Origin of the sequence: Reichenbachiella sp. (genome assembly GCF_965233835.1) — a bacterium.
Taxonomy (GTDB): Bacteria; Bacteroidota; Bacteroidia; order Cytophagales; family Cyclobacteriaceae; genus Reichenbachiella.
Genome location: NZ_OZ247585.1, coordinates 2,169,462 through 2,189,390 on the forward strand (window position 1 = coordinate 2,169,462; position 19,929 = coordinate 2,189,390).

Genomic DNA, 19,929 nt, shown 5'->3' on the forward strand with positions numbered 1-19,929 from the left:
TGACATTAATGTTAGCGGTACTTTTAGCTTGTTCGGACAATCAAGAGGTGGATTGCAACCTGTCTGATTTGGAGTTGACTGTTTCGGGTAATGAAAATGCAGATTGCAACGAAGGGGCTACCATAACCCTGGAAGCCAGTGGAGGTGAAGGACCTTATTTGTATCGGTTCGATGGTTCACCGTTTCAAGATTTGACCGAGTTTAATGGGGTATCACTAGGCGGACCTTTTCTGGCTGAAGTGAAGGATGCCAATGGTTGTGAGGTTTTATTGGAAGTAATAGTCTCTGGTGATGAAAATACAGTGTCTTTTACCACAGTTACAGCTACGGCTGGATGTGGTTCGGCTAATGGGTCAATAGATATTGCCGCTTCTGGTGGAGATGGTAGTTATCAATATCGATTTGAAAATGGTGATTTCGGGTCTGATACTTCATTTTCCGGATTGGAATCAGGAACCTACCAGGTAAGTGTAAAAGATGGAACCGGGTGTATCAATGTGAAAGGCATAAAGGTGCTTTCTGGAATCAGTTATGAAAACAGCGTGGAGCCCATTATTATAGGAAGCTGTGCCACTACGGGTTGTCATGTGAGTGGAACGGGAAGGGTAAACCTTACGGTGTTTGATAATGTAAAATCAAACGCTGAATCAATAAAATCCAGAGTTGTCAGCGGCAATATGCCCAAAGACGATGTGCTGACTGATACAGAAATCGAGGCTATTGTATGTTGGGTCGATGATGGCGGATTAAACAATTGAGTTATGAAAAAATCAACCATAGTATTTATTTTCCTCGTTTTTGGATTTTCAACTTTTGCTCAGAAGTATGTGAGTGATCAAAGTCGGGTGTATTTCTATTCCAGTGCCCCAGTTGAAGATATTGAAGCAGTGAACAAACAATCTAAAAGCGCTATGGATTTGTCCAATGGGGGGTTTGCCTTCTCCATCCCGAGCAATCAATTTCAGTTCAAAAAGTCACTGATGCAAGAGCATTTCAATGAGAATTATATGGAATCGGAAAAGTACCCCAAAGCTACTTTTACTGGCAAGGTGAAAGACTGGGAGTCATTTGAAGGAGAGCGGCAAGTAGTGGCCTCCGGTGATTTGACCATCCATGGAGTAACTAAAAATGTTGATATTCCCGCGCAACTCACTATTCTGCAAAATGAGTTGATCGTAGACAGCGTGTTTCCTGTGGCTTTAGCTGAATATAAAATTAAAATTCCCAAAGCGCTGTTTTACAACATCGCTGATACTGTCGAAGTAACCGTTCACTTCGAATACAAACCTTTAACCGAATAAACTTATGAGACGCATAACAGTTTTTTTTCTATTCTGCTCATTTTCCGTGGTTGCCCAAGATGACCTCATGTCATTGTTGGATGATGGAGAAAAAAATCAGGAGGTAGAGGCCACTTTTAAAAGCACAAGATTGATCAGTGGTCAGACCACTGAGATGCGTTCTGCTGGTATACTGGATTTTGTTATTTCTCATCGATTTGGTACAGTCAATCAGGGCATAGAACAGTTTTATGGTTTGGATGATTCTCAAATTCGATTGGGATTAGATTATGGTATCACCGACCGACTGAATGTTGGGATTGGCCGTTCGTCTTATCAAAAAATTGTAGATGGTTCCCTGAAGTATAAAATATTGATTCAGCGGACAGGAGAGAAGTCTGTACCCGTTTCTTTAGTGGCATTCACAAGTTTGGCTATTAAGACTGGTGATGGGGCATTTACAGATCCCACTATTGATCATCCCTTCAGTGATCGCCTATATTCTACGTTCCAGTTGTTGGTTTCACGAAAGATGAATACCAATTTGTCGCTACAGTTCATGCCGACTTTTATCCATAGAAATTTGGTGCCCTCAGGAGAATACCCCAATGATGTGATTGCCTTAGGAGTGGGTGGTCGGTACAAGATCAGCAAAAGAGTGGCCATCAATGCCGAATGGTTTCCTCAGATGACAGAGAAAGGACCGGAGGTTACCAATGCTTTATCATTTGGAGTAGACATTGAGACTGGCGGCCATGTCTTCCAAATCCATCTTACTAACTCGCGTTCCATGATTGAGCAGGGCTTCATCTCAGAAACCACCGGTAGCTGGGGAGATGGAGATATTCATATTGGATTTAATATCTCGAGGGTGTTTGATTTGAGCCCGAAAAAATAAATCTGTATGGTTTTAAAAACCTTACAGGTTTCATCATTTTTTCCTAATCTTTGACAATCATTAAAAGAATGTAATTATGGAAAGACAAGCCTATCGGATCGACAAAGTTGGTTCTACTTCAAATCTGAAATTAGTCACCGAGTCATTAGAAGAACCTCAAGCCAATGAGGTACAGGTAGAAGTACATGCCATAGGCCTGAATTTCGCTGATGTCTTCGCTATTCATGGGCTTTATAGTGCCACGCCGAAAGGTAGCTTTGTGCCTGGGTTAGAGTTTGCTGGGAAGATCACAAAAGCAGGAGCGGACGTGTCTGGTTTCAAAGAAGGTGATCGTGTTATGGGAGTGACCCGATTCGGAGGCTATGGCAGTCATCTCAATATTGATGACCGCCATATTGTATCGCTATCTGATGATTGGACTTATGAAGAAGGAGCAGCGTACTTGGTACAAGGTATGACAGCTTACTATGCTTTGGTGTTTCTAGGTGGCTTACAGAAAAATCAAAATGTACTGATTCACAGTGGTGCTGGAGGAGTCGGCATCATGGCTAATCGAATTGCCAAATGCTATGATGCATTTACGATTGGTACAATAGGTAGTGATAAAAAAATGAGTGTACTGGAAGCCGAAGGGTTTGACGCCAAGATCGTTCGCAGAAAAAACTTTGGAAAGGATTTAGAAGAAGCGCTAGATGGTCGTGAACTCGACCTTATTGTAGAGACCATTGGAGGAGAGATATTCAAGGCTGGCTACAATTTGTTGGCCCCTCAAGGCAGAATGGTGGTAGTAGGAGCTTCTCAGTTTGCTTCGCCGGGTTCCAAACCAAATTATTTAAAACTACTTTGGAAATTTCTCACAAGACCAAAGATAGACCCGCAGCAGATGATTCAGGAAAACCGTTCGGTGATGGGATTCAACTTGATTTGGTTATATGAAAAGGTGGATGTGATGGATGATTTATTGAAGGACATGGCAAAGCTTGATTTGGGCAAACCAATGGTTGGTCAGGTCTTCGAATTTGATCAACTCCATGATGCTATCAAGCTGTTTCAAAGTGGAAAATCGACAGGAAAAGTAGTAGTAAAAACAAAAGTATGACTATAGCTATTGATATAGGTAATACTGATGTAGTAGTCGGTTTTTATAATCAGGATTGGAAGCATATTTTTCGCGTCCCGAGTAATCTAGAAATGGAGGCTGCCGAATATGAAAAACGTTTGAGAGTCTTTCTATTGGAAGAAAATGTTCCTGTGCCTACGGTAAAACAAGTGATACTAAGTAGCGTGGTGCCTGATCTCACATCAGTCATATTGGAGGTCTTTAATAGCTTTTATGAGGGTATTATTCAGGTAGTTGATGGTGAGTTGCTCGGACGACTTAATCTAGGGGATATTGATCCTTATGAACTGGGCTCTGATTTGGCCGCCAATGCTATTGGAGCCTTCGAGCGATTCAAACAAGAGGTGATTGTGGTGGATTTTGGTACGGCTTTAACTTTCACTAGTGTAAGTAATAACGGCGAAATTTTAGGCGTGGCTATCGCTCCTGGAGTTCGTACTGCTATGAAGTCGTTGTCTTCAAATACGGCTCGTTTACCGGAGATTCCATTAGAAATTCCGACAAAAGTATTAGGAAATAATACCGTGGAAGCCTTACAGGCAGGGATTATGCAAGGATATGTGGGTATGGTGCGTCACATGGTCAATCAGGTGAAAGTAGAAATGGGAGGAAATTCAAAGGTAATAGCAACGGGAGGACTGTCTTTTATTTTCAAACCACTACACGATCTATTTGATGAGATGGATGTTAATTTGACCTTAGATGGCCTTCGAGTGATTTTGGATCGGCTAAAATAAGTTCAGTGCTTTTTTTCTTGTTGCTTCTCGCTTTATTTTACCAGAATCAGTTCTTTCAAACTCTTTTAATTCAATTATCTGTTTAGGTACATGGTATTTTGAAAAGCTTTCAACGATGATGCTTTCAATCTCATTTTGTTTTTCTTTCTGAATTGGCTTATCCTCAATGATGAGAATGCATGCACTGCCTAATTTCGGATCCGGCCTCCAGCTAATCATAAACTCCGTAGAGAAATGTCCTTCAATGGATTTTTCCAATTGTTCTGGGTGAATTTTAATACCTCCTGAATTGATCGCGTGGTCTCTTCGACCTAGCCACCTGAATTTGTTTTTGGCAAGCATCTCCACGATATCATTGGTCTGCACTTTTTTTCCTTCGGTGACTTTACCTGTGATATGAAGGCAACCATCCTCATCCTGTCCGATCCGAATGTCAGGGAGAACTTCATAATACGCATCTGAAAAACTTTCCCTTACGGGCATCAGTGCTACATGACTGACTGTTTCCGTCATGCCATAAGTGACAAAAATATTAGTGTTGATATTAGCAAGGGTTTCGAAGCCAGATTGAGTCAAGGGAGCACCCCCAACAAGAATGTTCTCAATTTTACTTAACTGAGTGATGGTTTTATTTTCCATCATTTTATAAATTTGAAAGGGCACAAAAGAAGCAAAGCTTATTTTTTTGTCGATTGATTTTAAAGGATCAGCACTGGGTCGGGCTAAAAAACAGTCCATATCGTTAACGAGGCATCTAGCAGCCATCATGATGGATGCCACAAAGTTGGGATCCAGACAGATGAGTGCGCGATGAGATTTGTTTAACCTTAGAAAGTTACTTGTGGCCGCCACACTTGCTATAATTTGTTCTCTAGAGATATGGATTTGTTTTGGGGGTCCGGTAGAACCAGAGGTTTGAAATTGAAAACGAGTATCCCCATTGACCCAGCATTTGATGAAATGCAAAAGCCTATCTGCTTCAGGATAAGAATCCTGCAGGTCGTTGAGTGCCTTTAGCGAGTAGTTGGTCTCTTCGAAAACTATTTCCATCAATTGAGAGTATTAGTATTACTTTTGTTAGCGTCAAATATCAAAAAAAAACCATTACCAATCTTGATAATTTTATATGCGTCAAGAATGTATTATGTTTGAAATTGCAACATAAGCTCAGGGCTTATCCAGTTTGGGAAAATTAGATAATGTTAGATAATCAGGTCAATTTACTCGTAAAGAGGATAATTAATAAAGAAAAGGCGGCCTTCGAAATTGTTTTTAATGAATACTATAAAGCATTATGCAATTATGCTTTTAGGTTCTTAGACGAATACGAGGAGGCAGAGGAGATTGTTCAGGATGTGTTCGTGAAATTTTGGGAGAAATGTGACACCATAGCAGAGGACTCATCCTTAAAGTCTTATTTATACCGTTCGGTTCACAATACTTGTCTCAATCATCTCAAACATTTGAAGGTTAGGGATTCTTACCGTCAGCACATCATAGATCAGATGGAGCATGCTGAGGAGGTGAAGTATGAGGCAGATGAAGAAATGAACGTTCAGGCAGAAATCCATAAAGCTATAGATGATCTGCCGCCACAGTGCCAGAAAATATTTAAACTCAGTAGATTTGAAGGATTAAAGTATCAGGAAATTGCTGATCACATGGGGTTGTCCATCAAAACTATTGAAGTACAGATGGGTAAAGCTCTGCGTGTTCTTCGAGAAAACCTGAAAGAATTTAGACGATAAATTACCCCAAAGTAAATGACCAAACGCCTGGCATATATGTTGAGCTTTGTACTGCCTATGGTGGTTGGTCTTATTGTTACTTCTAATAACTGCTTGGCACAAAAACGAGCGGTTATGAGTAAAAAGCTTCAAATCTCCCTTAGAGAAGTTACAATAGACAGCGCACTCAATCATATCAGTTATAAAACCAACGTCTTTTTTTCCTATAGTTCGGATATTGTTGATGAACGACAGCGATTCACTTTGTCGTATGAAGAAGCAAGTTTAGAAAGCGTATTGAATCAATTGCTGTTAGGGACAGGGGTTGAATATACGACGATTAACGGTCAGGTAATTCTCTTTAAATCTAGCGCAACCACCACCACTCAGTATTTCTTTGAAAAGATAAACATTAGAGGTAACGTTAGAGATGTTGATACGGGAGAACCCATTCCAGGTGTGAATGTTTATGTTGCGGGGACCTTAAAGGGAAGTTCGACGGATATTAATGGCAATTTTGTAATCAAGGGATTTACTCCCGGAAAATATGAAATTGTGTTTTCCCATATCGTTTACACCTTGGCCCACACAATGGTTACAGTAGAGGGTGATCAACAGTTCGTTCATATTCCAATCAAACTGGAACCTAAAACTACACAACTCAAAAATATAGAAATTAGAGCCAACAGTGATGCTCAAAAGAACTGGGATCGTGGCTTTAAGATTTTTAAAGAAGAGTTTTTAGGAAATACCCAAAATGCGACCAAGTGTACCATTGTCAATCCAGACGTATTGGATATTGATTACAATAGAGACACTGGTGAATTGAAGGCTACAGCGGCCCAGCCGCTGATTATTGAAAATTTAGCTCTAGGATATAGAATCAATTATATCCTCGAACTTTTCGAGCATACGCCGACGGTGACTAGACTCCTTGGAATCTCAAATTTTGAAGAACTTCCTGTTAATAGTAATGTGGAGCGCAAACGAATTATTAGGAATAGACAGAAAAGTTATGGAGGTTCCATGACTCATTTTTTAAGAGCATTGACTAGTGGGCGGTTGAAGAAAGAGGGGTTTGTTATTGATGAGGTAGATGAACTTCCGTCCAGTATTAACAATTCATATTTCGAATTGCCGGCCAAATTACATGCCGATCGAGAACAATTTGCGTTCGACAATACACTAAAATTTACTAAATATCTGTTAGTCATCTATACCAAAGAATATGAAAGTGCGGCATATGTTTTTGATCAATTACAAATGAATAACAACAATGCTTCAGTTCACAATGGAAGTATAACAACTGCTGGACGAAATGTCGGCCAGATGTCATTTATTAAATTAAATTTACCGGTGGTCACAATCAACTCAAAGGGCTTTTTTAATGAGCCATTGGCCGTTACGACGTATGGATACTGGTCTTGGGAGCGTGTGGCAGAATATATGCCTTTTGAATATACACCGTGATGTATAAATTTGTCATTGTTTGCTATAGGGGTACTTGTTTTTGTACTTGTTAAGTAGGCGATATAAACCGTAATTATGGAAGAGAAGTTAGTAAAATATTTTTCCGGAAACCTCTCGAAGGATGAGGCTAGAAAAATTGAAGAGTGGAGAAGTGAGAGTGATAAGAATGCTTCTGAATTTCTAGAATACCACATGGCTTGGAAGTTTAGTAACAAGCAAGATGTGAATAAATCAGCTGCCCTGAGTGCTGTGATGAATAGAATTGACGCTATTGAAGGGGCTAATGAAGAACTTCAATCTGGTGGTTTCAAAGCCTATCTAAAATACGCAGCCATAGCTGTATTGGGGATTGGATTGATTTTCTTTGGGAAAGACAAAATCTTTGATACCGATAACATAGTTGCTATTGAAGCTTCTGAAAACCTTGAAATTATCACCTTACCTGATGGGTCAGTTGTGACACTGAGCCAAAATTCTGTTTTAACTTATGATGAAGTGTTTGATGGAGAGACTCGAAATGTAAGTCTTCAGGGTAAAGCATTTTTTGACATAAGAAGAGATGAAACAAAGCCATTCATTGTGAATACAGATAATTCTAAGATAGAAGTTTTAGGTACATCGTTTCTAGTGAATACGCTTGCGATGAATTCCAGTACTGAAGTTATTGTGAAAACAGGAAAAGTGGCTGTCAGTAAAAAGGAGAGCAAAGTTGAAAATACAGTTCATCTGGTTGCAGGAGAAGTTGGTCGTTTGGTAGAGGATGCTGTAGGATTTGAAAAATCATCGATAGAGGATTACAACTACCTAGCATGGAAGACCAAACTAGTGGAGTTTGACAACAAGGATTTGCAAAGTGTGCTAGGGACCCTAGAGGAGGTTTATGGAGTTAAGATAGCTGTTTCTAATGACAAAATTCATAACTGTAAAGTTTCTGCAAAATTTGACAATCAACCTATCGAATCAGTTCTTGAAATTTTAAGTAGAACTTTTAACCTTGAGTTAACTAAATCAAGTGCAAATGAATTTTCGCTTTCAGGTGAGGGTTGCATTGTGGTCCAATAGATTATTCGGCTAAAAGCCTTAGAAATTATTATATTGCAATTCCAGTCAATCCGGCTGGAATTTTTTTGTGCATTCAATGAAGAAAATTTTAGCCCTATTCAGTGTGATTATTGCCTTTTCTGGTAACGTTCATGCTCAAATCAATAGTCAGGCAGATTCAGCTATTCAATCGAGCGATACTGTCACCAATGTGGTTTTAGAAGTAGAGCCACCTGTGGTAAAGGCGGAAAATTCAGATAGTGACAAAGCTAATATTTTGACTTTAGAAGGAGATGCGGAATCAAGTATCTGGACTGTTTTGAGAGGACTTTTGGGTATGATAGTCTTGGTGTTTATTGCCTGGGTTTTTAGTACAGATAGAAGAGCTATTTCATGGAAGGTTGTAGGAGCAGGGTTAATTATCCAATTAGGACTAGCCTTATCCATATTGCATATACCTCTAGTGCGCGGTTTGTTTGAGATTGTTGGAAGAATTTTTACCAAAATTCTAGATTTCACAAAAATAGGAAGCGAGTTTCTTTTTCGCGGTTTTATGGATATTGAATCCTACGGTTTTGTTTTCGCCTTACAGATTTTGCCAACAGTAATCTTCTTTTCTGCCATTACCAGTGTTTTATTTTATTTGGGAATTATTCAACGTATAGTTTATGCTCTGGCTTGGTTGATGACTAAAGCGATGAAGTTGAGTGGAGCAGAGAGTTTGAGTGTAGCAGGTAACATTTTTCTTGGGCAGACTGAGGCACCATTAATGATCAAGGCTTACCTTGATCGCATGAATAAATCTGAAATGCTTCTGGTAATGACTGGAGGTATGGCGACCGTGGCAGGCGGAGTATTAGCGGCTTATATAGGCTTTCTTGGAGGGGATGACCCTGCTCAGCGTCTAATTTTCGCAAAACATTTGCTTGCTGCATCAATTATGGCCGCTCCAGGTGCAGTGGTTATCTCGAAGGTCTTGATTCCTCAAACAGAAGATATCAACGAAAAAGTTGAAGTAAGTCATGTTAATGTGGGTAGCAATCTATTGGATGCGATGTCTAATGGCACTACTGAAGGTCTTAAACTTGCTCTAAATATTGGAGCGATGCTTTTAGTGTTTTTTGCCTTTCTAGCTATGGTGAATTTCGGTTTGGGTGAGGTTGGCGAGCTGTTGGGTTTGAATAAACTGATAGTTAATGCAACAGGGGGTAATTACTCAGGACTGAGTTTTGAGTTTTTGTTTGGGTACACTTTTGCACCCCTTATGTGGCTGATTGGCGTGGCCTCTGAGGACATTACCCTTGTAGGGCGCTTGTTAGGAGAAAAACTAATTGCTAGTGAATTTGTGGGTTATGAGAGTCTGGCTCGGTTGAAAAGTGAAGGAGCGTTTGCTAGTAGTAGATCTATTATCATGTCGACCTATATGCTTTGTGGATTTGCCAATTTTGCTTCAATAGGCATTCAGATAGGAGGAATAGGAGGGCTTGCCCCTTCAAAACGTGTTTTGTTGTCAGAACTCGGTTTAAGAGCTTTGCTTGGGGGTACATTGGCTTCATTACTCTCAGCTACCATAGTGGGTATGTTGCTGTAATAGAGTAATAAAAAAGCCCATTCATTTCTGAAAGGGCTTTGGTGAATTAAGTCTTAATTTATGAATTAATCATACTTAGGGTTTGGAACTGGTTCTCCTCCCATAATTTCGTCATTCGCAAAATCACTGTACTTCTTGAAATTCTCTACAAACTGTCTTGCCAAGTCGTTGGCCTTTTTGTAGTACCCTTGATCATTCTTCCAAGTCTCTCTAGGACTCAATACTTCAGAAGGAACCTCTGGGCAAGTCAATGGAATTTGAACACCGAAAATAGAATGAGTTCTGAATCCTACATTGTCTAGTGTACCATTTAATGCTGCGGTGATCATTGCTCTGGTGTATTTCAGCTTCATTCTTGAACCAACACCATATGGTCCGCCAGTCCAACCTGTATTGATCAGCCAAACATTCACATCATATTTTTCCATTTTCTCACCAAGCATCTCTGCGTACTTAGTAGGGTGAAGAGGAAGGAAAGGGGCACCAAAACATGCACTAAAGGCTGTTTGAGGTTCAGTTATACCCGCTTCTGTACCTGCCACTTTCGCTGTATATCCTGATATGAAGTGATACATCGCTTGTCCTTTAGTCATTTTAGAGACTGGAGGAATTACTCCAAAAGCGTCGCATGTCAAGAAGAAAATATTCTTTGGAATACCACCTATTGATGGTACTACTGCATTAGATATGTGATTAATCGGGTATGCAGTTCTGGTGTTTTCGGTTACCGAAACATTAGCATAGTCAACTGTGCTAGTGTTATCATGAAATCTCGTGTTTTCAACGATTGCACCGAACTTGATAGCATCATAAATCTCTGGTTCTTTTTCCCTGGTGAGATCAATCACCTTGGCATAACAACCACCTTCAAAGTTAAACACATTGTCTTCGGTCCAGCCATGCTCATCATCACCAATCAATCCCCTGTTCGGGTCTGCAGATAGAGTGGTTTTGCCCGTACCTGATAGGCCAAAAAAGATGGCTGTATCATGATGTTTTTTTCCGATGTTAGCTGAACAATGCATAGACAATACTCCTCTTTCTTCAGGAAGAATATAGTTGAGCACTGAGAATATTCCTTTTTTCATTTCACCCGCATAAGCTGTACCACCTATAAGAATGATTCTCTTCGTAAGATTGATTACAGCAAAGTTGCTTTGGCGTGTGCCATCAACTTCAGGATCTGCTTCAAACTCAGGAGCACAAATAATGGTAAAGTTCGGATCGAATTCCTTGAGCTTGTATTGCTCAGGTCTGAGAAACATATTGTTGCAAAACAAGTTCTGCCAAGCCAGTGTGTTGATCACTCTTAGGTTCAGTCTGTAAGTCTTGTCAGCGCCTGCGTAGGCATCTCGAACATAAAGTTTTTTATCTTCAAGGAAAGAGATCATTTTTTGATGAAGCTTATCAAATTGATCTTCCGAAAATGGGATGTTAACGTTTCCCCACCAAACGGTGTCCTTAGTTTTCGCATCTTCGACAATAAATCGATCTTTTGGAGAACGACCAGTGAATTTACCAGTGTCGCACATTAGCGCTCCTGTATCTGTGATTCGTCCCTCATTGTTCTTGATGGCCTCTTCGACTAGTTCGGCAGGAGTGAGATTCCAGTGTATGCTTTCGGCCGTTTTAATGCCAGAAGTTTCGATACCATTTGTTGTTGGTATCAATCCATATTGCTGCATGTTTAATCAGTTTTGGGTTAACTATCTAGGCGCGAAATTAAGCTATTTATGACTGCCAAAAAATGATTTGTAAAAGATATTTAACCGAAGTATAGTCCAAATCTAAAATAGGACAATAGGAGGGAAAAATTGAACGTATCTTAGGGTAGGTATAAATACCTATTGAATAGGAGATTTCTTTTACTTGATACACCTAATTCTCCTTGCATAGTACGGTTTATTTTACTTATGTTTGGTTTTTAATTTGGTAGCTCAGGATCAAGGTTGGGTTTTTACAGAGGTGAAAAGAGCATCTTGTTGAAACTTTAAAAAGTTATATTTGACACTGGTGATTTCTTGGAAAAATCTAATTTTACTTGGAATAGGCTGGAATTCAAATTATATTAAAAAATTAAATAAACTTAAATAAACTCGGAACTTTGCTACAATCATTTCTAGCATTTCTTGGCGGTGAACCTGGTGAAGAAAAGCAAATGCTTCTCTTGCTTGGTCAAGGATTTTTTATGGGGGTTTTTATAGCCAGCTTAACGGTTGGCGCAGAAACTCTGTTTGTCGCTACAGTAGGAGAACACTATCTTGCAAGAGCAATTTTCCTTTCAGGGGTGACGGGAATACTTAGTGCTGGTTTGTATGTTCAGTTCCAGAAGAAAATTAACTTTTCAACACTTCTCCTGACAATAGCTTTTTTGGTTTTTCTATTTATTGCAGGAATTAGATTTGCCTTTTGGTATACGGAATATAAGACTGACCATTTAGGGTTTCATTATTTGCCTTTCATTCTATTCGTGATGATGGGACCATTAATATCAATTACCATACTTTCGTTTTGGGGTGTTTTTGGTCGGATTTGGGATTTGAAACAGGCTAAAAGAATTATTGGAGGTATTGATACAGGTCAGTTGGTGGCAACGATGATCGCCTTCTTTTCTATTCCAGTACTTTCAGCCATGGGATTGATCAATGAGACACACGATTTGTTGTTGATGTCTACGGTTGCTGCTTTTGGTATTTTAGTATTTGCCATATGGATTGTTAAGGATTTCAATTTGGATTCAGCGACCAAAATCCGAACCTCTGATGTGAGAAAAGTAAGAAAAGTCACGTACGTGGATTTGGTCAAGGATAAGTATTTGAGAATGTTATGCATATTTATGGTATTCTCAATGGCCTCTGCGGTTTTTGCAAATTTTGTCTACTTATCTGCAACTGAAATCATGTATCCAGATGAAAAGGAATTGAGAACATTCCTTTCATTTACTAATGGTACGGTGATGATCCTTAGTTTCCTTATTCAGAGTTTTATAAATGATATAATCATTGGTCGATATGGACTAAGAGTCTCGCTCATGGTGATGCCTCTTATTCTAGCACTCTTTACGTTGGGAGCAATATTCTCTGGTCACTTGTTTGTTTATGATGTCAAAACAGATGACTTCTTATTTTTCTTTATCTTCCTAGTAGTAGGAAAGGTATTCACCTCTTCTCTGAAGGATGCACTTGAAAATCCCGCTTTTAAACTGTTTTTCCTGCCGTTTGATGTGAAAATTCGCTTTGACATTCAGTCTAGGGTAGAAGGAGTGGTAAATGAGATTGCGGTATTGGCGGCAGGTGCTTTGCAAATAGCCTTAGGTACGTTGACTTTCTTTAAGTTGATTCACTATGCGTATTTTATCATGGTGCTGGCTGGTTTGATTATTTTGTATGCCGGCAAGTTGTATGTGGAATATAAAAAGGAGTTGAAAAAGACTTTGGAGGATCAAAAATCAAAACTGAAGGGCTCCGGTACTCGAAATGATCACAATACTGTTAATGTAATTAAGAATGAATTAAGAAAAAGAAATCCAGAGAGAATATTAAATGCATTGAAGCTCCTTGAGAGAATGGAACCAATCATGCTAGATTACTCTCTACTTGATTTCATTCGTTCTGAACACAAGCATATCAGGATATATGCCTATCGTAGATTGCATGAGCTTAAAAGCTTCAATACTCTTGAGATCTTGGCAAGGGAAATTAGAAAAGAAGAGGATGAGGATGTCAAAAGAGTAGGAATTGAGACAATCAAGGCCTTGAAGGAAATGGTGGATTATGAACTTACCGAAGTTGGTATTAAAAAATTGGTAAGATCCACAGACATTCAAGACAGAATTTATGCAGGACGAGCATTGGCAAAGCTTGAAGATGATAAGTTTATTCCCTTCTTGGTGGAGTTGTTACGAGACATTAACCCAGCAGTAAGAAAGGCAGCAATGGTTAGCGCAGGTAAGCTGAAGCGTCCTGAGTTTTGGTCGATTCTAATTGAAAACCTACACTTGCCTGCTTATAGTAATGTGGCCGATTCAGCCTTGATCTCTTCAGGCGAAACTATGTTTCATGCCATAGATTCGGCGTTTTACAAAACGGGTCAGGAGCTAGACGCCATGATCAGAATTATGCAGATCTTTGGTAAGGTGGGCGGAAAGCAGGCTACTGAGATGCTTTGGAAAAAGATTGATTTTCCTGATAAAAATATTATTTCTGAATTATTGCTTTCGCTGAGTTTTATTGGATTCGAAGCAAAAGATTTTCATGCAGCCAGAATAAAGTTAGCCATTGATAGCACGATCAGTGATTTAACGTGGAACATTAAGGCCTTGTTAGAGATTCCAAGAGATGATTTTTTTGACAGATTGGTTGTTCAGGCCTTTGAGGAAGAGAATAAAAAGAACTATGAACACTTGTTCATGCTGCTGGCTATGATATACGATGCCCAGAGTATCAAACTTGTGAGAGATAACATTGAAGTGGGAACCACGGATAGTGTTTCTTTTGGAATTGAGATGCTTGGAATTTTTGTAGATGAAATACTAAGACCTAAATTGATTGCGGTCTTGGATGATGACGAGCCAAAAGACAAACTGGTAAAGCTCCACGATTTTTACCCACCAGAAAGTTTTGAAGATTATTCAGATTTACTACTTCAGATTGTAAATAGAGATTACAACAACATCAATAAGTGGACGAAGTGTCTTGCTATGTATAAGCTGACACTCATGAGAGGACAGAAAGTAACGGATGATTTGATTGCCAATTTGTTCAATCCAGATGAAACTATGGTGCAGACGGCTGCTGCTGTAATATACAAATTGGATCAGGAGCAGTACCAGTATCATACGAAACGTCTTAAGGGGTCTGTTAAAAAGAAACTTGATAAAGCCATTGTTCCTCCTGTTTTTAAATCAACAGAAGAGAAGTTTCATCAAAAATTATTAATCATTGAAAGAGCCGTTCTTTTGAAGCAGATCCCATCCTTCATGGATATTCCTGGGGTAATTCTGTTAGACTTAGCCAAACGATTTGAAGAAATAATGGTAGAGCCAAATACTACCATCATGGAGGTAGGGGATTCAGGGGATGCACCCGTCTTTATAGTAATTAAAGGTAAATTAACGGCAACCTATGAAAATGGGGATGTTAAAAAATTAGAGAAAAAGGATATTATAGGACATAAACTTATTCTTGCGTCGGATACCTGTCCTTATTCTCTGGTCTCAGATACTGAATGTTTACTTCTTACTATTGAGAAAGGTGAGTTGTATGATGCTGTATCAAGAAACATAGAAATGGTGGATGGAATTCTGACCATTGTCAATGAGGCCGAAATTGAAGAAGAAGTAGAAGAATCAATATTCCATTAAACCAGCTAACAAAATATTGAGCCAATGAATATCGAACAGGAAATATTACTTGCCTATCACACTGCTGACGATCAACCTATTGGGGGTGGATCAAGTAAGGGCTGGGTGACTAATTTTTATAAATTCCTCACCACACTACTGGAGCAGGTTTCTGGGAAGCAACCGAATATAAAAATGGTATCAGAAAACGATAGTCATGTAGATTTATATTCGTCAAGTGGTGTTTTGGTATCTATTCTATCCAAAGACTTTCTGAATAACCCTACGCTTATCAATGGGGTGAATCTTTTTGCCAGTACCGCAAAGGAGAGTAATACACTTTCGATGGTGGGATTATCTCGACTGTTTAAGGTGATCAAGTTTCCGATTGATGTGGATGAATTTCTACCTGAATATTCAGACATACTGTCTTATGATTTCTTTCATATTGATCCTTTGACTGGGGAGCCTCAAGAGTTTAAGAGGTTTTTTGGAAATGAAGCGGAGAGAAGCTATTGGATGAAAATGGTAGACATGTCTTATGATATCTATCAAATTCAAACCAAACTTGAGGAATTAGGGACAAAAAAGAAGGAAGAAAAAGAAGTAGGCAAAGAGAAGACCATTTACTTAGCTAATTCAGGTGTTGACATGATTATTCAAAGAGATACCGTCAAAAGGGAGCTTATAAGGCATGGTTACAGAGTGTTACCGGATCAATCTTTGCCAAAAGATGTGCACGCGTTGGAACCGTTGATAAAACAAGACTTAGATAGATGTTGTTTGTCTATTCACCTGATTGGAGAAGATTATGGATATAAGCCGGCGGGTTCTGATCTTTCTGTTGTGGATATCCAAAATCAAATAGCGTCTAAACATACTCATGATATTCATGATTATAATGTAAAACACGGAGGTGGAGAGAAGTTCAGCCGATTAATATGGCTTTCGCCAGATTTAAAAAATGTTAGTGAGCGACAAAAGATTTTTATTGAAGACCTCAAAAGTGATGCGGCGTCATTAGACGAAGCAGAGGTTTTACAAATTCCTCTTCAAGAGTTGAAATCTATTATTCGAGAAGAACTGGTTACAGGCGGTAGATTCAAAGCTAAAGAGATTGAGGTAGATGAGCAATTACCAGAGGATGGTAATTTGATCTATTTAATTTGCGATCAATTAGACAGTGACGCGGTAAAACCAGTAATGGATTGCTTGAAGGAAAAGGGATTTAGCGTGGTGACCTCAATGTTTGAAGGTGATTTAATGGACTTAAGATATTTGCATCAGGAAAACTTAAGACGTTGTGATGCATCGTTGATCTATTTTGGTAAATCTTCACCAGAATGGATAAGAACAAAAATGCAGGATTTATTGAAAGCTCCAGGATTTGGACGTACTAAGCCAATGAAGGCTACTGCAATTTTCACAGAAGATAATAGTAAGGTTAATAATTTGGTCAACAACTCGGGTACCTTGGTATTAGGAGACGGGACGTTTGAGCCAAAAAAAATAGAACCCTTTTTAGCTAAACTACAAGACTAATGAGCGAAAAAGAAATAGAAGTCGGACAAGAACAACAAGCTGATATTACACAGTTTGTTGACCCATTTCCAGGCCTGAGGCCCTTTGGAATTGAGGAGAGTCATTTATTCTTTGGCCGTGAAGGGCAGAGTGATGAGGTACTTATGAAGCTCTCAGAGAATAAGTTTGTTGGTATTCTAGGAGCATCTGGTAGTGGTAAGTCCTCTTTGATGTATTGTGGTCTAATACCTACACTTTATGGTGGTTTCATGACGCAAGCTGGATCAAATTGGAGAATTGTAGTTACTCGTCCAGGAGGTGGTCCAATTGATAATTTAGCAGAAGCTTTGTTGAAGAAGGATCAGGTATACAATGATCTTGATGATGAAGAACAACTCATCAGAAAAACAATTACTTCTACTGTGCTCCGAAGTAGTTCATTAGGTCTTATTGAAGCAGTAAAACAGCTCAAATCTTCTGATCAAGAAAATGTCTTGGTTCTTGTCGATCAGTTTGAGGAGCTTTTTAGATATAAAAAATTAGAGACGTTGTCGTCCGATCTGGACGAGTCTTCTGCATTTGTAAATCTATTACTAGAAGCAGTGCATCAGTACGACGCACCAATTTACGTAGCACTTACGATGCGTTCTGATTTTATCGGTGATTGCGCAGCATTCCCTGATTTGACGCAAATGATTAACGATAGTCACTATTTGATCCCGCAAATGACTAGAGATCAAAAGAGATTAGCCATTGAAGGACCTGTAGCAGTAGGGGGTGGAAAAATAGCACCTCGTTTAACGCAACAATTGCTCAACGATGTAGGAGACAACCCGGATCAACTGCCTATTTTGCAGCACGCATTGATGCGTACGTGGCAATTCTGGAAAGAATATAAGAAAGAGGGTGAACCAATGGATCTCAAGCATTACAACGCTATAGGTACATTGAGGGAGGCACTCTCACAGCACGCCAATGAGGCGTTTGACTCATTGTCCAAACGTGAGCAACAAATCTGTGAGTCAATGTTTAAGGCTTTGACCGAAAGAGGGACGGAAACATCAGGTATTAGACGACCTACGAAGCTGGCTACCGTTGCTGCAATTTCTGGAGTGAATGAAGAAGAAGTGACCCGTGTAGTGGACAAGTTTCGTGAACCTGGAAGAACCCTTTTAATGCCACCTCATGGAATTCGGTTGGATTCTGAAACTGTAATTGATATCTCTCACGAATCCTTGATGAGGATTTGGACAAGATTGAAGTCTTGGTTGGACGAGGAATCTAGATCTGCTGAGATGTATTTGAAGTTGGCAGAATCTGCAGAGAGATTTCAGTTGGGTAGAGCAGGCCTTTGGAAAATGCCTGATTTGCAGTTGGCACTCAACTGGCAGGAAGAAAATAAACCTACGCTTGTCTGGGGTCAACGATATGACCCGGCTTTCGAGAGAACCATGGTTTTCTTGGAAACCAGTAAGAAAGCGTATGAAACTGAGCAACGAAACAAGGAATTACTCCAAAAGAGGGCCTTACAGCGTTCCAGAGTTGTGGCCATGGTACTTGGTTTTGCGATGCTGGTATGTATTTTCTTTGTGGTATTTGCCAATATTAAAGCAGAGGAAGCTACTAAGCAGACTTTATTGGCTGAGTTGAACTTAAAAAAAGCTGAGGAAAATGAAGCCAAGGCTAAGGAACAAGAAAAGAAAGCAACTGAAGCTGCGGCTCGAGCCTTGATTGAACAAAGGAGGGCAGAGGAAGAAAAGGAAAAGGCAGATATTGCTCGACAGCAAGCAGAGCTTGAAAAGCAAAAAGCAGAAGAGCAAAGACAGCTGGCAGTCCAAGCCCAAGCTCGTGCAGTCGAACAACAAAAATTAGCAGAAGAAAGTGCTGAAGAAGCAAGAAAGGCTACTTTATTGGCGGAAGCTAATGCAAACCGGGCCGAGTTGGAACGGTTGGCCGCGCAAGCACTTCGCTATCAGGCAATTGCGAACTCCATGGCGATCAAGTCTAGGGGTATAGATGATGATGTTGAACAGAAGGCATTGATCGCCAGACAAGCATGGATGTTTGATAAGTCACATGGGGTGAAGGAATATAATGCGGATGTGTACTCTGGGGTTTACTATGCGTATAAAGAGCTCTTGTTTACCGACTCCACAGATATATTTAATCATTACAAAGGACATATTCCAGGAAATGCGGTGCGTTCTGTAACGTTTGCGAATGACGGTAAGCATTTATTCTCAGCAGGCAGTGATGGTAAGCTTCTGTTCTGGGATATGACTAACGATAAAAAAAGTAGCGAAGTGTTAATAAACAACAACTTCGTAAATCGAGTAGTCGATTTGGATCCAGAAGAACGATGGTTGGCCGTTGGAAGTGATGATGATCAAATTTTACTTTACGATCTAAAGAAGAAGGGCAGCGAGCCTAAATCACTGACTGGACACTCTGGAACAGTGTTTGATTTGGCATTTTTAAAAGAAGGAAAGGGTTTTATTTCTTCTTCGGGTGATAAGGTTATTAGAATGAATAATTTTAAAACCAACACTGAAATTGCAAGGGTGGCATCGAGAGTTAAGGCACTTGCGTTGAGTCCAGATGGAAGATATTTGGCAGGAGGTAGTGAGTCTGGTAGTGTCTATTTGTGGGATTTGGAAAATGAGAATGAGGAGAAATCACTATATATAAAGGATGGAGCTCCAGTTCATGCCATCTCATTTAACAAAGATGGAAATATCATAGCCATTGGAGATGAAGAAGGAGATGTTATCCTTTGGGATATGAAAGAAGGAAAACAAATTAGAAGGTTAACTGGCCATACAGCAAAAATTACTGATTTAGAGTTTAGTGAAGATAATTCCCTTCTTGCATCCACAAGTTTTGACGGTACGGCCAGGGTTTGGGTGATGGAATATTTGAATGACTTACCACTTATTTTAGATGATCATGGCACAGGTAGAGGTAGTAAGAAATGGGTGTGGTCAGCGGCATTTTCACCTGATGGCAAAACACTAATGACTGGTGCCGGTGATGGTATCATAAGATACTGGCCAACTCACCCTGATGAAATGGCGGAAAAAATATGTGATGATCCGAAAGTGGCTCACAATTTAAGTGATAATTCATGGAGAGCCTATGTAGGAGCAGGGATTGACTATGAAGAAACTTGTGAAGGCAAACCTAAAAGAGAGGATAATCAATGA

At 39.6% G+C, this 19,929-nt stretch carries 14 protein-coding genes; 12 read left to right on the forward strand and 2 right to left on the reverse strand.

The window, feature by feature from the left end:
• The first annotated feature begins 8 nt into the window (after positions 1-8).
• The 5 genes from ACO6S2_RS09340 to ACO6S2_RS09360 all read left to right on the forward strand — a co-directional run bounded on the left by ACO6S2_RS09340 (position 9) and on the right by ACO6S2_RS09360 (position 4,035).
• Complete coding sequence (locus ACO6S2_RS09340; RefSeq protein ID WP_422362233.1) at positions 9-758, forward strand: hypothetical protein; 750 nt, start codon at positions 9-11, stop codon at positions 756-758.
• A gap of 3 nt (positions 759-761) precedes the next feature.
• A complete protein-coding gene (locus tag ACO6S2_RS09345; RefSeq protein ID WP_422362234.1) occupies positions 762-1,301 on the forward strand; it encodes a YceI family protein in 540 nt (179 codons plus the stop codon).
• Between the two features lie 4 nt (positions 1,302-1,305).
• On the forward strand, positions 1,306-2,178 hold the full coding sequence (locus ACO6S2_RS09350) for a DUF5777 family beta-barrel protein (protein ID WP_422362235.1): 873 nt from the start codon (positions 1,306-1,308) through the stop codon (positions 2,176-2,178).
• A gap of 76 nt (positions 2,179-2,254) precedes the next feature.
• Entirely contained in the window at positions 2,255-3,277 is a 1,023-nt protein-coding gene (locus tag ACO6S2_RS09355) for a zinc-binding dehydrogenase (RefSeq protein WP_422362236.1), read from the forward strand.
• A complete protein-coding gene (locus ACO6S2_RS09360; protein WP_422362237.1) occupies positions 3,274-4,035 on the forward strand; it encodes a type III pantothenate kinase in 762 nt (253 codons plus the stop codon). The genes ACO6S2_RS09355 and ACO6S2_RS09360 overlap by 4 nt, the downstream gene beginning before the upstream one ends.
• Here the strand turns inward: ACO6S2_RS09360 and ACO6S2_RS09365 are convergent.
• Positions 4,027-5,085 carry an AMP-binding protein gene (locus ACO6S2_RS09365; RefSeq protein ID WP_422362238.1) on the reverse strand — a complete coding sequence of 353 codons (1,059 nt, stop codon included), beginning with the start codon at positions 5,083-5,085 and terminating at the stop codon, positions 4,027-4,029. The genes ACO6S2_RS09360 and ACO6S2_RS09365 overlap by 9 nt on opposite strands.
• A 149-nt stretch (positions 5,086-5,234) precedes the next feature.
• On the opposite strand from ACO6S2_RS09365, the gene ACO6S2_RS09370 reads away from it, so the two are divergent.
• From ACO6S2_RS09370 to ACO6S2_RS09385, 4 genes are all read left to right on the forward strand, one after another.
• The gene (locus ACO6S2_RS09370) at positions 5,235-5,783 is read left to right on the forward strand and encodes an RNA polymerase sigma-70 factor (protein WP_422362239.1); all 549 of its coding nucleotides are present in this window, start codon (positions 5,235-5,237) and stop codon (positions 5,781-5,783) included.
• Positions 5,784-5,897: 114 nt separating this feature from the next.
• Positions 5,898-7,232: a carboxypeptidase-like regulatory domain-containing protein gene (locus ACO6S2_RS09375; protein WP_422362240.1), complete on the forward strand. Its 1,335-nt coding sequence runs from the start codon at positions 5,898-5,900 to the stop codon at positions 7,230-7,232.
• Between the two features lie 75 nt (positions 7,233-7,307).
• A complete protein-coding gene (locus ACO6S2_RS09380) occupies positions 7,308-8,294 on the forward strand; it encodes a FecR family protein (RefSeq protein WP_422362241.1) in 987 nt (328 codons plus the stop codon).
• A gap of 76 nt (positions 8,295-8,370) precedes the next feature.
• The gene (locus ACO6S2_RS09385; protein ID WP_422362242.1) at positions 8,371-9,864 is read left to right on the forward strand and encodes a NupC/NupG family nucleoside CNT transporter; all 1,494 of its coding nucleotides are present in this window, start codon (positions 8,371-8,373) and stop codon (positions 9,862-9,864) included.
• Positions 9,865-9,929: 65 nt separating this feature from the next.
• On the opposite strand, the gene pckA is transcribed toward ACO6S2_RS09385, so the two are convergent.
• The gene (gene pckA, locus ACO6S2_RS09390) at positions 9,930-11,549 is read right to left on the reverse strand and encodes a phosphoenolpyruvate carboxykinase (ATP) (RefSeq protein ID WP_422362243.1); all 1,620 of its coding nucleotides are present in this window, start codon (positions 11,547-11,549) and stop codon (positions 9,930-9,932) included.
• Between the two features lie 419 nt (positions 11,550-11,968).
• On the opposite strand from pckA, the gene ACO6S2_RS09395 reads away from it, so the two are divergent.
• The 3 genes from ACO6S2_RS09395 to ACO6S2_RS09405 are packed head-to-tail and all read left to right on the forward strand — an operon-like array spanning position 11,969 to position 19,929.
• A complete protein-coding gene (locus tag ACO6S2_RS09395; protein ID WP_422362244.1) occupies positions 11,969-15,226 on the forward strand; it encodes a HEAT repeat domain-containing protein in 3,258 nt (1,085 codons plus the stop codon).
• A gap of 24 nt (positions 15,227-15,250) precedes the next feature.
• A complete protein-coding gene (locus ACO6S2_RS09400; RefSeq protein WP_422362245.1) occupies positions 15,251-16,747 on the forward strand; it encodes a hypothetical protein in 1,497 nt (498 codons plus the stop codon).
• Complete coding sequence (locus ACO6S2_RS09405; RefSeq protein ID WP_422362246.1) at positions 16,747-19,929, forward strand: High-affnity carbon uptake protein Hat/HatR; 3,183 nt, start codon at positions 16,747-16,749, stop codon at positions 19,927-19,929. Before ACO6S2_RS09400 ends, ACO6S2_RS09405 begins: the two co-directional genes overlap by 1 nt.

Coding starts and splice junctions, on each gene's coding strand:
- ACO6S2_RS09340 (WP_422362233.1), top strand. CDS start 9: ATGTTAGCGGTACTTTTAGCTTGTTCGGACAATCAAGAGGTGGATTGC.
- ACO6S2_RS09345 (WP_422362234.1), top strand. CDS start 762: ATGAAAAAATCAACCATAGTATTTATTTTCCTCGTTTTTGGATTTTCA.
- ACO6S2_RS09350 (WP_422362235.1), top strand. CDS start 1,306: ATGAGACGCATAACAGTTTTTTTTCTATTCTGCTCATTTTCCGTGGTT.
- ACO6S2_RS09355 (WP_422362236.1), top strand. CDS start 2,255: ATGGAAAGACAAGCCTATCGGATCGACAAAGTTGGTTCTACTTCAAAT.
- ACO6S2_RS09360 (WP_422362237.1), top strand. CDS start 3,274: ATGACTATAGCTATTGATATAGGTAATACTGATGTAGTAGTCGGTTTT.
- ACO6S2_RS09365 (WP_422362238.1), bottom strand. CDS start 5,085: ATGGAAATAGTTTTCGAAGAGACCAACTACTCGCTAAAGGCACTCAAC.
- ACO6S2_RS09370 (WP_422362239.1), top strand. CDS start 5,235: ATGTTAGATAATCAGGTCAATTTACTCGTAAAGAGGATAATTAATAAA.
- ACO6S2_RS09375 (WP_422362240.1), top strand. CDS start 5,898: ATGAGTAAAAAGCTTCAAATCTCCCTTAGAGAAGTTACAATAGACAGC.
- ACO6S2_RS09380 (WP_422362241.1), top strand. CDS start 7,308: ATGGAAGAGAAGTTAGTAAAATATTTTTCCGGAAACCTCTCGAAGGAT.
- ACO6S2_RS09385 (WP_422362242.1), top strand. CDS start 8,371: ATGAAGAAAATTTTAGCCCTATTCAGTGTGATTATTGCCTTTTCTGGT.
- pckA (WP_422362243.1), bottom strand. CDS start 11,549: ATGCAGCAATATGGATTGATACCAACAACAAATGGTATCGAAACTTCT.
- ACO6S2_RS09400 (WP_422362245.1), top strand. CDS start 15,251: ATGAATATCGAACAGGAAATATTACTTGCCTATCACACTGCTGACGAT.
- ACO6S2_RS09405 (WP_422362246.1), top strand. CDS start 16,747: ATGAGCGAAAAAGAAATAGAAGTCGGACAAGAACAACAAGCTGATATT.